At 67.4% G+C, this 11,582-nt stretch carries 12 protein-coding genes; 7 read left to right on the top strand and 5 right to left on the bottom strand.

Going from position 1 to position 11,582, the window contains the following annotated elements; genetic code table 11:
• Window position 1 precedes the first annotated feature (1 nt).
• Complete coding sequence (purE, locus tag QZ189_RS05105; RefSeq protein ID WP_010313389.1) at window positions 2-523, top strand: 5-(carboxyamino)imidazole ribonucleotide mutase; 522 nt, start codon at window positions 2-4, stop codon at window positions 521-523.
• A gap of 30 nt (window positions 524-553) precedes the next feature.
• On the top strand, window positions 554-1,627 hold the full coding sequence (locus QZ189_RS05100; RefSeq protein WP_247476864.1) for an AI-2E family transporter: 1,074 nt from the start codon (window positions 554-556) through the stop codon (window positions 1,625-1,627).
• On the opposite strand, the gene cysC is transcribed toward QZ189_RS05100, so the two are convergent.
• Together cysC and QZ189_RS05090 are read right to left on the bottom strand one after the other, a co-directional pair.
• Window positions 1,614-2,255: an adenylyl-sulfate kinase gene (gene cysC, locus QZ189_RS05095; RefSeq protein ID WP_247476865.1), complete on the bottom strand. Its 642-nt coding sequence runs from the start codon at window positions 2,253-2,255 to the stop codon at window positions 1,614-1,616. The two genes, QZ189_RS05100 and cysC, sit on opposite strands and share 14 nt — an antisense overlap.
• A 50-nt stretch (window positions 2,256-2,305) precedes the next feature.
• A complete protein-coding gene (locus QZ189_RS05090; RefSeq protein WP_296416193.1) occupies window positions 2,306-2,632 on the bottom strand; it encodes a translation initiation factor in 327 nt (108 codons plus the stop codon).
• A gap of 275 nt (window positions 2,633-2,907) precedes the next feature.
• Between QZ189_RS05090 and trpB the strand changes: the two genes are divergently transcribed.
• On the top strand, window positions 2,908-4,155 hold the full coding sequence (trpB, locus tag QZ189_RS05085; RefSeq protein ID WP_296416194.1) for a tryptophan synthase subunit beta: 1,248 nt from the start codon (window positions 2,908-2,910) through the stop codon (window positions 4,153-4,155).
• Here the strand turns inward: trpB and QZ189_RS05080 are convergent.
• The 3 genes from QZ189_RS05080 to QZ189_RS05070 are packed head-to-tail and all read right to left on the bottom strand — an operon-like array spanning window position 4,148 to window position 7,748.
• Window positions 4,148-5,134, bottom strand: a complete 987-nt coding sequence (locus tag QZ189_RS05080) for an HrcA family transcriptional regulator (RefSeq protein ID WP_296421138.1) — start codon at window positions 5,132-5,134, stop codon at window positions 4,148-4,150. The genes trpB and QZ189_RS05080 overlap by 8 nt on opposite strands.
• A gap of 38 nt (window positions 5,135-5,172) precedes the next feature.
• A complete protein-coding gene (locus QZ189_RS05075; protein ID WP_296418406.1) occupies window positions 5,173-7,344 on the bottom strand; it encodes an ABC transporter transmembrane domain-containing protein in 2,172 nt (723 codons plus the stop codon).
• A gap of 59 nt (window positions 7,345-7,403) precedes the next feature.
• On the bottom strand, window positions 7,404-7,748 hold the full coding sequence (locus QZ189_RS05070; RefSeq protein WP_296421137.1) for a rhodanese-like domain-containing protein: 345 nt from the start codon (window positions 7,746-7,748) through the stop codon (window positions 7,404-7,406).
• A gap of 80 nt (window positions 7,749-7,828) precedes the next feature.
• Here QZ189_RS05070 and QZ189_RS05065 point away from each other — a divergent pair, with 80 nt between their 5' ends.
• The 4 genes from QZ189_RS05065 to QZ189_RS05050 form a co-directional block, all read left to right on the top strand.
• Window positions 7,829-9,418: a DUF3352 domain-containing protein gene (locus QZ189_RS05065; RefSeq protein WP_296416198.1), complete on the top strand. Its 1,590-nt coding sequence runs from the start codon at window positions 7,829-7,831 to the stop codon at window positions 9,416-9,418.
• Window positions 9,419-9,420: 2 nt separating this feature from the next.
• Window positions 9,421-9,981 carry a phosphohistidine phosphatase SixA gene (sixA, locus tag QZ189_RS05060; protein WP_296416199.1) on the top strand — a complete coding sequence of 187 codons (561 nt, stop codon included), beginning with the start codon at window positions 9,421-9,423 and terminating at the stop codon, window positions 9,979-9,981.
• Between the two features lie 26 nt (window positions 9,982-10,007).
• A complete protein-coding gene (locus tag QZ189_RS05055) occupies window positions 10,008-11,168 on the top strand; it encodes a citrate synthase (protein ID WP_247476872.1) in 1,161 nt (386 codons plus the stop codon).
• A gap of 65 nt (window positions 11,169-11,233) precedes the next feature.
• The coding region (locus tag QZ189_RS05050; protein WP_296421160.1) for an NADH-quinone oxidoreductase subunit H at window positions 11,234-11,582 on the top strand (349 nt) is incomplete at its 3' end.

The following is an 11,582-nucleotide window of genomic DNA, read 5'->3' as shown; positions in this document are numbered from 1 at the left end:
GATGTCTGACGCTGCGCTGGTGGCCGTGGTGATGGGGAGCGACTCTGATCTGCCCACCATGCAGCCCGCCGTGGAGATGCTCAACCGCCTCGGGGTGCCCGTGGAGGTCCGCGTGCTCTCGGCGCACCGCACGCCCATGGAGATGGTGGAGTTCGCCCAAGCCGCCGCCGGCCGCGGTTTCAAGGTGATCATCGCCGGGGCTGGCGGGGCGGCTCACCTGCCCGGGATGGTGGCGTCCCTGACGGTCTTGCCGGTGATTGGCGTTCCGGTCCAGACCCGGGCCCTCTCCGGGGTGGATTCCCTGCATTCGATCGTGCAGATGCCCGCTGGTATTCCCGTGGCCACCGTGGCGATCGGCAACGGGGCGAACGCTGGCCTGCTCGCCGCGCAAATTTTGGCGACGGCCGATGGGGCCCTCTCCGCTCGCCTGGCGGAGTACCGCCAGTCCCTCCACGATCAGGTGGTGGCCAAGGACGCCCGCTTGCTGGAGCTGGGCAGTGCCGCTTACTTGGCACAGATGTGATCGGTTGGGGCGGTGTTGTTGGGGTGACCCATGCTTGAACGTCTGGTTCTGCCGCCCTGGTTGCGCCTGAGCCTGGCGCTGCCGCTGTTGGCCTTGAACCTGTGGGTTCTGCGGCAACTGCTTCTGCCGCTGGCCCCCTTCCCCGCCCTGTTCGTCGGGGCTGCGCTGATTGCGTTCCTGCTGGATCTCCCCACCCGTTGGTTGGCTCGCCGTGGCCTCCCCCGCGGCTTGGCGGTGTTGCTGGTGGTCGGCCTGTCCCTGACCCTGTTGGTCTTGGCTGCCCTCTGGTTGGTGCCCCGCCTGATTGAGCAGCTGGGTGAGCTGATCAATTCCCTGCCCTCTTGGTTGGTGGAGGCGGAGGGCGTGCTGGATCGCCTGGAGGTCTGGGCTGCCGATCGGGGATTGCCGACGGAATTCACGGACCTCAGCAGCACCCTGTTCGCCCGGGCCAGTCAGCTGGCCAGCCAGCTCAGCCAACGGGCCCTCGGGATCCTGGGGGCCACCGTCGGCCTGACGGTCAACGTGGTGATCGTGGCGGTCCTGGCCCTGTTCCTGTTGCTGGGCGGCGACCCGATCGTGGCGGGCTTGGCCCGCTGGCTTCCCGAGGGAACGCGGGCGTTGGTCACCGGCACCTTGAACCGCACCTTCCGGGGCTACTTCGCCGGGCAGGTGCTGCTGGCCTTGATCCTCAGCGCCCTGCAGATCGTGGTGTTCACCCTGCTGGGGATTCCCTATGGGGTGCTGTTCGCGGTGGCGATCGGCTTCACCACCCTGGTGCCCTATGCCAGCGCCCTGACGATTGTCTTGGTGAGTGTGCTGCTGGCCTTGGATGACCCCCGCACCGGCATCGAGGTGCTGGTGGCGGCCATCAGCGTCGGTCAGGTGGTGGATCAGGTGATCCAGCCCCGCTTGATGGGCAGCATCGTTGGTCTGCAGCCCGCTTGGCTCCTGGTCTCCCTGCCCGTTGGCGCCCGCGTGGGCAGCTTGATGGGCTTCGGCGACCTGCTGGGCCTGTTGCTGGCGGTTCCGGTCGCCAGCTGCTTGAAAACCTTTTTGGATGCCTGGGGGCAGCAGCCTGCCCCCGACGTGATCACTGGGGAATGACGCCCGCTTCCCGCAGGTGGTTGATCACCAGCTCCACGCAGGCCTCGAGGCTCTGGCTACCGGTGTCCACCCGCAGTTCGGGCTTTTCAGGGGCCTCGTAGGGGCTGGAGATGCCGGTGAATTCCTTGATTTCACCCGCGCGGGCTTTGGCGTAGAGCCCCTTGGTGTCGCGCTCTTCGCAAACGCTCAGATCCGCGGCGCAGTGGATCTCGACAAAGTCGCCGTTCTCCACCAGGGAGCGGGCGCGGTCGCGGTCGGCCTTGAAGGGGGAGACAAAGGCCGTCAGCACCACCACGCCGGCGTCCAGGAACAGCTTGCTGACCTCGCCAATCCGGCGAATGTTCTCCTCGCGATCGGCATCGGAGAAGCCCAGGTCCTTGCAGAGCCCGTGGCGGATGTTGTCGCCGTCCAGCACGTAGCAGGCCAGGCCGCGCTCAAACAGCGCCTGGTTGACCGCGTTGGCGAGGGTGCTCTTGCCGGAACCACTCAGGCCGGTGAACCAGAGGATGGCGCTGCGATGGCCGCGCTGCTCAGCCCGGGCGGCGCGATCCACCGATGCGTGGTGCCAGGCGATGTTGGTGGAGGCGCCCTTGTTGGTGAGCTCTCCGTAGGTGGGAGATGCGGTCATGGCGGGCCTTGGAGCAATGTCGGGCCATTGTCGCCGCCGACCGCTCCGGCTCAGCCGCCCGCTTGCTTGGGCCGGTAGCCCGCTTTCTCTAGGGCCGCCAGGGCGGCGCTCACCTGGTCTCCCTGCAGTTCGATCACTCCATCCTTCACCGTCCCGCCCGTTCCGGCGGCGGCCTTGAGCTGTTTCAGCAGGGCCTTGAGATCGCTTTCGGCGGCTTCGATGCCAGTGATGGCCGTCACCATCTTTCCGCCCTTGCCGGCCTTGGTGCGCTGCACCCGCACGCGCTGTTGGGCCTTGGCCGTCGATTCCGCAGGGGCACTGCTGGCCCGTTGCAGGCTTTCAGGCCGTGTGAATTCTTGCCAGCCTCCCTTCGGCATCGCTTTGGATGTGTCTTGGTTCCAGTTCAGCGCAACGGAGGTCCGCGATGGATTTGCCGGCCGTTCAGGTGGAGGTCTGGCGCCTGGGTCTCCAGGGGCAACCCGCCCAGGAGGTCTGCCGTCCTGGTCCAAGTGGCGCTGCCTTGTCCACCTCCGTGAGCGGCAGTGATCCCTGCACTGCAGGGGGTCAGCGCATCCGCATCGATCAGCCCGCCGGCTGGCCAGTCCTGCCGCCCCCGCCAGTTCCTAACCTTGACTGACTCCGCGCGCACCTGGTGACCAGCACCGTTCCTTCGATGACGTCGGCATTGGCGCTGGAGTCACGGCCCAACAGCCTGGGTCGCTACGGCCAATTTGGCGGTCAGTACGTTCCCGAGACCCTGATCCCCGCCCTGGCGGAACTGGAGCGGGCCGCTGCAGAAGCCTGGAAGGATCCCGCGTTCACGGAGCGGCTCAATCACCTGCTGCGCAACTACGTCGGCCGGCCGAACCCCCTCTACGAAGCGGAACGGCTGAGCGAGCACTACCGCCGCGCCGAGGGCGGCCCGCGCATCTGGTTGAAGCGCGAAGACCTCAATCACACCGGCGCCCACAAGATCAACAACGCCCTGGGCCAGGCACTCCTGGCCCTGCGGATGGGCAAAAAGCGGATCATTGCCGAAACCGGTGCGGGCCAGCACGGTGTGGCCACCGCCACGGTCTGTGCGCGCTTTGGCCTCGAGTGCGTCGTCTACATGGGCGCCGAGGACATGCGCCGTCAGGCCCTGAACGTCTTCCGGATGCGTCTGCTGGGGGCAACGGTTCAGCCCGTCACCGCTGGCACCGCCACCTTGAAGGACGCCACCAGTGAGGCGATCCGCGATTGGGTCACCAACGTCGAGACCACCCACTACATCCTGGGTTCCGTCGCCGGCCCCCATCCCTTCCCGATGCTGGTGCGCGATTTCCATGCCGTGATCGGCGAGGAGACCAAGCGCCAGTGCCATGAGGCCTTTGGCCGCAACCCCGATGTCCTGGTGGCCTGTGTTGGTGGGGGCTCCAATGCCATGGGTCTGTTCCACCCCTTTGTCCAGGACACCGACGTTCGCTTGATCGGCGTGGAAGCGGCCGGCGATGGCGTTCCCACCGGTCGCCATGCCGCCACCATTACCGAGGGTCGCGTAGGCGTGTTGCACGGGGCGATGAGCCTGCTGCTCCAGGACGAGGAGGGGCAGGTGCAGGAGGCGCACTCCATCAGTGCCGGCCTGGATTACCCCGGTGTGGGCCCTGAGCACAGCTATCTCAAGACCATCGGCCGGGCCGAGTACGGCGCCGTCACAGACGCTGAGGCCCTCGATGCCCTGCAGCTGCTCTGCCAGCTGGAGGGCATCATCCCGGCCTTGGAGACCGCCCACGCCTTTGCCTGGCTCGACAAGCTCTGCCCCACCCTGGCCCCAGGGACCGAGGTGGTGCTCAACCTCTCCGGCCGCGGCGACAAGGACGTCAACACGGTTGCCGACCGCCTGGGCAGCGCCCTCAGCTGAGCAGCCGATCGAGGTAACCCGCGACGCTCTCCACCGCTGAACGAGCGGTGGAGTAGGCCATGCGCATGGGGCCGATCAGGGCGACGTGGCCGTCGTTGCCGTAGCTGGCTTGCACCACGGCGCAGTCCTGCAGGGCGGGATGGGGGTGCTCTGAGCCAATCCAGACCCCGCCCCTGCCGCTGGCGGCCTCGCTGCGCAGAACCTGTTGGGGCTCCAGCTCCACAAGTTGCAGCAGCGGTTTCAGGCTGGAGCTGCGTTGGAATTCCGGTTGGCCAAGCAGTCCCGCCACCCCGAGGCTGACGGCGCCTTCGCTGCTGTTGCCCCGGGCCAGGTTGTGGCTGCTGAGGCCCTGCCGCAGCAATTCGCCGCTGCTTCCCAGTTGGCTGGGGAGTGCCTTCCAGTTCAGGCGACCAGTACCCCCCTGGAGTTGATCGCTGGCCCAGCGCTCCAGGGCTGGCACCTGGGCACCCAGTTCCTCGGGCATCCGCAGGTTGAGACAACTGGCGGCGGCCCCCTTTTCCACGAGCAGCACCAGCAACCGGTCGTTGCTGGGGACCAGCCGGACCGTCTCGAGGCGTCCCCCCATCTCCTGGGGCCGGGTGATCAGGCTCATCAGGCCCGTGAGGTCGGCCAGGCGGCGGGCGAGCTGCAGCAGCAGGTCATCCAAGGCGGCCCATTGCAGGCTCAACCCCGTGAGCTCACGGTTGAGTTGATTGGCGGCGGCACCGGGGGCGGGCAGGAGGCAGTCCACGTAGTGGCGATACCCCAGTTGGCTCGGAACGCGGCCGGCGGAGGTGTGCGGTTGGGTGAGCAGGCCCCGCTGCTCCAGGGCTCCCATGGCGGAGCGCACCGTGGCGGGGCTGGCCTGGAGGTCGAAGCGCCGCACCAGGGTTTGGCTGCCCACGGGCTCCGTGGTGTCGACGTAGTGCTGCACCGTCGCCTGAAGCACCTGCTGTTGCCGTCGGGGCAGGGGCTGCAAAACGGTGCACTGATGCCGCTTTGCGGATGCTACGGGGCCTAAACGCTGGCGCGGGCTGAATGCAGGAAAAAGCGGCGGTAGTCCGGGTCCTGATCGAGCAAATCCAGGAAGCGATCCCGGTCGAGCCGCAGCAGCAGTCCGTCTCCCCGCGCCCGCACGGTGACGGCCCGGGGGTGGTCCTCGATCAGGCCTGCGTCGCCGAAGAAGTCCCCCTCCTCCACCAGCCCCTGTTTGATCGGAGTCCCGCCCCAGAGATCGTTCTGCAGCACCTCCAAGGTGCCGGCCACCACCACATAGAAGGCGTCCGGGGCGTCCCCTTCGCGGAAGACCTCCTCGCCATGGCGGATCCGATCGCTGACGAATTCCGAGGCCAGCCAACGCAGCAGCTTGGGATCGACGCCGTGGAACAAGGGGATGGTGGCCAGGCGCTCGGGCGTGATCCGGACCCGTTGCCCCAGCTCCAGGTTGAAGCCGCTCATCTGCCGGTGCCAGAAGGAGGCATAGAGCCCGCCAGCCGCCAACAGATCGTTGTGGTGGCCGAGCTCCACCACCTGGCCTTGATCGATCACGGCGATCTGATCCATGGCCGCAGCGGCCCGCAGCCTGTGCAGCACGGAGACCACCGTGCGGCCCTCGCTCAAGCGGCGCAGGGTGGTGTTGATCGCTTCTTCGGTGCTGGGATCGAGGGCGCTGGTGGCTTCATCCAGCAGCAGCAGCTGGGGGTTGCGCACGATCGCCCGGGCAATGGCGATCCGTTGTTTCTGGCCACCGGAGAGGCGCCCGCCACCGGAGCCGACCGGGGTCTGGAGGCCGTTGGGGAGGGACTGAATCAGTTCCCCGAGCTCGGCGGCTAGGGCTGCATCGAGGACCTCCTGATCGGACGCATCGAGCCGGCCCAGGCGGATGTTGTCCGCGATCGAGAGATCGAACAGGACGGTCTCCTGGGGGACCAATGCCACCTGCTCAAGCCAGGCGCCCCGGTCGGTGGTGCTCAGGGGCACGCCATCGACCCGCAGGCCACCGCGCTGGGGCTCGATTTGCCGCAGCAGCAGTCGAAGCACGGTGCTTTTCCCGCCGCCGCTGGGGCCCACCAGGGCAAGGGAGCTGTTGGCGGGGATCGTCAGGTTGAGTCCGTCCAGGCCGCCACCACCCGGGTAGCGGAACTGCACCTGCTCGATCCTCAGCTCCTGCCGCAAGGCCGGGGGGCTGGGTTCAATCCCTCGGGCCAGCGCCGGCCGTTGCTCGGAGCGCTTGGCGGCGGGCAGCTGCTGCTCCAGCAGGTTCAGGGCCGTCGTGGCGGCCTGGAGTGGCAGCAGGGAGGCGCCCAGCTGCCACATGCCGCTGACCATGGCCGTGGCGATCCCCAGGGCGGAGACCAGCTGGCCCACCGTGAGTTGCCTTTGCAGCACCAACCAGGTGCCCAGGGCAAAGACGCTCACCAGCGTGAGCATGGCGGAAGCGGTCAGGGCGGCCTGTTGCAGGCCCGACATCGCTCCGACCCGCTGGGCCCAGCGCATCAGGTCCCGGTTGCGACGGTTGAATTCCGAGCGGGTGGTGCTGCGCAAACCGAACAGGTCCACCAACTCCCGGCTGCGCAGCCGTTCGCCGGCGTAGCTCAGCAGTCGTCCGGCCTGCTCGACCCGCGCCTCTTCCCGCCTGGCCAGGGCCGGGGTGAAGGCCACCTGGCTCACGAGCAGCAGCGGCGTGAGCACCACGGCGACCAGGGCGAGCCGCCAATCGCTGGTGAACAGCAGCAGCACCCCAAGCAAGAGCTGCGCCACCGTCCAGGTGAAGAGGGGGAGCTGGCTGACGACCGCGTTCTCCAGGGTGGGAATCTGCAGCGCCAGCAAGCCCTGTTCCCCCCCTTCGGCGCGGCCATCGGTGGGGTTCGGTTGCTCCAGCAGATGGCCGAAGAGCCGCTGGCGAAAGCTCGTGCCCAGTTGGCTACCGAGGGCGGCAAACAACTTGATCGAGAAGCCGTTGCAGACCACCGCCAGCAGGAGCCAGGCGCAGGGCAGCAGCACCAGCACCGCCACCGGTGGCCCGCCGCTGGGGTTGCCAATCACCTGGTCGATCACCAGCTGCAGCAGCACCGGGATGCCCACCATCAGCAGCGGATCGGGCAACACCGTGAGGATCGCCAGGACCGCCTTCAGCCGTTGATTGCCGAAGTAGCGCCACAGTCGTAGGGGCAGCAGCAGCGGAAACATCGGCCGGCTCATCCAGCCAACCGATAGCAATCACAGCCGCGTTTGACCGCCTGGCCGCCTCAGTACCGCGGCACCATTGGGTCGGCTGAGACGCTCCAGGCATCGATTCCGCCCTGCAGGTTCAGCACCTGTTCGTAGCCCTGGGCTTCCATCAGCCAACAGGCGAATTGCCAGCTGCGGATCCCGGCGTGACAGAGCACGACCACGGGTTGATCCCGGTTGATCAAGCTCGAGATCTGCTCAATCCAGGTCTCCGATTGACTCAGGGGGAGATGGATCACCGGTTGCTGCAGTCGAGCCAGGTCCAATTCCATGGCCTCGCGCACATCCACCAGCTGCAACGCCTCACCGGCGTCGAGCCGACGCTTCAGTTCTGTGGCGCTGATGCTTGCGGGACTGGGCATCACGGAACCCTACCGGCGGTCACGGGGGTGCCAAAGATCGCCTTGATGCATAAAGATGAGGCCAATCCTGTAAGCGACGCATGAAGGCCCGCCCCTTCTTGGCGGCACTGCTGGCGGTGGCGTTGGCGATGCTGAGCTTTGGCTTGGCGGGTTGGTGGCTGCTCCTGCAGCGCAGTCCCCTTGCGTTGCAACACCAGGCCCTCTCCATGCCGCTGGCGGCGCGCTTTGTTCCGCGGACGGCGCCCCTGAGCCTGCACTGGTTGGTGGGCCCGGATGAGCCGGCTGCCTACGCCCGGGCCGTTGCTCCCCCCCGTCAGCGCCGTCAGGCCGCGGCGGCCGCTGATCGCCTGCGGGACGGGGCCTTTGCCGCTGCGGGCCTGGACTACGCCTCGGAGCTCTCCCCCTGGCTGGGGGATGAAAGCAGCTTTGCCCTCTTGACCCCCCCTGGAAGTGGGGAGGCACCCGGTTGGGTGCTGGCGCTGCGCAGCCGCGACAACGAAGGGGCCCGCCGTTTCCTGCAGCGCTTCTGGCAGACCCGAAGCCTGGCTGGGACCGATCTGCAGATCACCAGCTACCGCGGCATGGGGCTGATCAGCGGTCGCGGCGCCCTCTTGGGCCAGGACCCGCAACCCCTGGCGACGGCCCTGATCAACGACGATTTGGTGCTGATTGCCTCGGGTCGGGGCGTGCTCGAGCAGGCGCTCGATGTCTCCCAAATCGATGAACTGAACCAAGCGGCCAGTGCGCCCCTGCAAAAGGCCCTGCAGCGACTTGGAGAGGGGGTGGCGCTGCTGACGGCCCGCCCCGAGGCCATGGAGCAGTGGCTCGGCTTGCCCGTTGGGGATGAGTCGGCGGCGGTGGAATTGGTGCTGGCCTTGGCCCCCCAGGGGTCGGGGCTTCAGGTGGATGGCCTGGCCCAGTTGCGCGATGCGCTCCCCAGCCTGGGTCCGGTCAACACGGAGCTGTTGCGCCAGGTGCAGGTCGCTGCCGACAGCCTTGCCTTCTTGACCAATCCCGCTGAGCTCCTCGCCGCCGAGGACGCCAATGTTTGGAGCAGCCTGCTTGGCCCGTCCCTGACCCAGGCCCTCAAGCGGGATCAAGGTCCCCTGCCGGCCCTGGTGGCCGCGGCGGATTCGGGGCCCTTGCTTTGGGCCCATCAGAGCGAAGGCTGGTTGCTGGGCACCCGCGGGGATCGTCCGTCGGCCGAGACCCTGCAGCCGGCCCTTGAGGCCGATGGATACAGCGCCTCCCCGCTGGAGAGCCGCGGGCAAACCCTTCAGGCCTGGACGCGCCTCGAGTCCAAGCCGGTCAAGGGCAATCCCGACCAGCTCCAGGCCCAGCTCGCAGGTGCCCGCTCCAGCCAAGGTGGTTTCGCCTGGTGGGGCCAAGGCCTGGCGATCCTCAACCAGCAGTACGAAGGCCGTCGTGCACCCCAGGAGCGCCTCGATCAGCTGGAGCTCTTGGGCGCGCCCCAGGCCCCCTTCCAGTGGTCGATGGACGCCCAGGCTGCCCAGGGTCTGCTCAGTCGCTGGAAGCTCTGGCGCTTGGTGGGCACGCTCTCCAGCTCCTCCCTGACCCCCAGGGTGGACGGGGTGGCCTTGAGCCTGGAGCCTGATGCCCCCGACCAACGCAGCTTGAGGCTGCGGGGGCTGCTGCAACTGCACGCCTGACCATGGCCAGCCGCAAGCTTGAGTTGCTGTTGGTGCGCCACGGCATCGCTGAAGAGCGCAGTGAGGGCGTCGATGACGCCCAGCGCAGCCTCACGCCGGAGGGGCGTGAGCGCACCACTCAGCAGCTGGAGCGCCTGCTGGAGTTGGAGTTGGACTGTGATCTGGTGCTCAGCAGTCCGCTGGTGCGGGCCCGCCAGACCGCTGAATTGATCGTGAGCGCAGGGCTGGCCCCAGAACTGGAGTTGGCGGCGGCCTTAGCCCCCCTGGCGGACCCCCTGCCCCTGCTCGAGCGCTGGCTCGGCCCCCTCTCCCCGCGGCCCGGTTGGAAGCGCCTGGCCTTGGTGGGCCATGAGCCGGACCTGAGCACCTTGGCGGCGCTGTTGATTGGTGTGCCGATGGCCCGAGCCCCCCAGGCGATCCGGCTCAAGAAAGCCGGTGCCTTGCTGCTGCAGTGGCCGATCGCCCCAGGCGCTGACTTGCTCGGATCGGCCCGCCTGGAGATGGTCCTGCCGCCTCGGGTACTGCTCGGTCGGCGACAGTCCCGCAGCGAGGGCGGGCCTTAGGTTGCGGTTGACGCAACCCCGATTCCATGGCTGAGGAGGCAACCCCAACGGCAGCGACTCCGGCGTATCGCCCGGGTCTGGAAGGGGTGCCGGCCACGCAGTCGGCGGTGTGCGACATCGATGGACAAAAGGGGCTGCTGACCTACCGCGGCTACCGGGTGGATCAGCTGGCCCAGCAGAGCACCTTCCTGGAGACCGCCTATCTGCTGATCTGGGGTGAGCTCCCCGACGCTGAGCAGCTGGCGGCGTTTGAGCAGGAGGTGCAGATGCACCGCCGGGTGAGCTTCCGCATCCGGGACATGATGAAGTGCTTCCCGGCCAGCGGCCATCCGATGGACGCCCTGCAGAGCAGTGCGGCCTCCCTGGGTCTCTTTTATTCCCGCCGCGCCCTCGACAACCCTGAATACATCTATTCAGCGGTGGTGCGCCTGATCGCCAAGATCCCGACGATGGTGGCGGCGTTTCAGCTGATTCGCAAAGGGCAGGACCCGATTCAGCCCAGGGATGACCTGCCCTATGCGGCCAACTTCCTGTACATGCTCACCGAGCGTGAACCGGATCCCCTGGCGGCGCGCATCTTTGATGCCTGCTTGATCCTGCACGCCGAGCACAGCCTGAACGCCAGCACCTTCAGCGCGCGGGTGACGGCCAGCACCTTGACCGATCCCTACGCCGTGGTGGCCTCCGCTGTGGGGACCCTGGCGGGCCCCCTCCATGGCGGCGCGAATGAAGACGTCTTGGCGATGCTTGAAACCATCGGCTCCGCCGATCAGGTCAGGCCCTGGCTGGATCAGGCCATTGCCGAGAAGCGCAAGATCATGGGCTTCGGCCACCGCGAGTACAAGGTCAAGGACCCCCGGGCGGTGATCCTGCAGAAACTGGCGGAAGAGCTCTTCGATCAGTTCGGCCACGACCCCCTCTACGACCTGGCCCGCGAGTTGGAAGCCGCGGCAGCCGAGCGCCTGGGTCCGAAGGGGATCTACCCGAACGTCGACTTCTATTCCGGCTTGGTCTACCGAAAACTGGGCATTCCCCAGGACCTGTTCACCCCGATCTTTGCGATCGCGCGCACCGCAGGCTGGCTGGCCCACTGGAAAGAACAGCTCGGTGCCAACCGCATCTACCGGCCCACGCAGATCTACACCGGCTCCAGCGGCCGCGATTGGCAGCCGATCGAAGGCCGTTAAGGGCTGCGCCGGCCTAAGTTGCCCCCATCAACAGACCACCCATGGTGATCGCCAATCCCGCTGTCGTGAGTGCCGGGCTCGACCTTGAGGCCAGCTTCACGGACGTGCTGCAGGGCTTCGGCTTGTCGCCGGGGATGGCCCACCTGCTCTGGCTGCCGCTGCCGATGCTGGTGGTCCTGGTGGCTGCAGTCGTTGGCGTGTTGGTCAACGTCTGGCTCGAGCGGAAGATCTCGGCTGCCGTTCAGCAGCGAATCGGCCCCGAATACGCCGGTGCCCTGGGCATCCTTCAGCCCCTCGCGGACGGCCTGAAGCTGCTGTTCAAAGAGGACATCATTCCGGCCCGAGCCGACGGCCTGCTGTTCACCCTGGGCCCGGTGCTGGTGCTGGTGCCGGTGATCCTGAGCTGGTTGGTCG

Origin of the sequence: Vulcanococcus sp. CPBay_Sum15L08_68 (assembly GCF_017855895.1) — a bacterium.
Lineage (GTDB): Bacteria > Cyanobacteriota > Cyanobacteriia > PCC-6307 > Cyanobiaceae > Vulcanococcus.
Note: the sequence above shows the minus strand (reverse complement) of the source record. Positions and strands in the feature narration are given on the sequence as shown.

What these genes read in the sequence shown, in the direction of transcription:
- purE (WP_010313389.1), top strand. Translation starts at nt 2, where the DNA reads ATGTCTGACGCTGCGCTGGTGGCCGTGGTGATGGGGAGCGACTCTGAT.
- QZ189_RS05100 (WP_247476864.1), top strand. Translation starts at nt 554, where the DNA reads ATGCTTGAACGTCTGGTTCTGCCGCCCTGGTTGCGCCTGAGCCTGGCG.
- cysC (WP_247476865.1), bottom strand. Translation starts at nt 2,255, where the DNA reads ATGACCGCATCTCCCACCTACGGAGAGCTCACCAACAAGGGCGCCTCC.
- QZ189_RS05090 (WP_296416193.1), bottom strand. Translation starts at nt 2,632, where the DNA reads ATGCCGAAGGGAGGCTGGCAAGAATTCACACGGCCTGAAAGCCTGCAA.
- QZ189_RS05075 (WP_296418406.1), bottom strand. Translation starts at nt 7,344, where the DNA reads ATGTTTCCGCTGCTGCTGCCCCTACGACTGTGGCGCTACTTCGGCAAT.
- QZ189_RS05070 (WP_296421137.1), bottom strand. Translation starts at nt 7,748, where the DNA reads ATGCCCAGTCCCGCAAGCATCAGCGCCACAGAACTGAAGCGTCGGCTC.
- QZ189_RS05065 (WP_296416198.1), top strand. Translation starts at nt 7,829, where the DNA reads ATGAAGGCCCGCCCCTTCTTGGCGGCACTGCTGGCGGTGGCGTTGGCG.
- sixA (WP_296416199.1), top strand. Translation starts at nt 9,421, where the DNA reads ATGGCCAGCCGCAAGCTTGAGTTGCTGTTGGTGCGCCACGGCATCGCT.
- QZ189_RS05055 (WP_247476872.1), top strand. Translation starts at nt 10,008, where the DNA reads ATGGCTGAGGAGGCAACCCCAACGGCAGCGACTCCGGCGTATCGCCCG.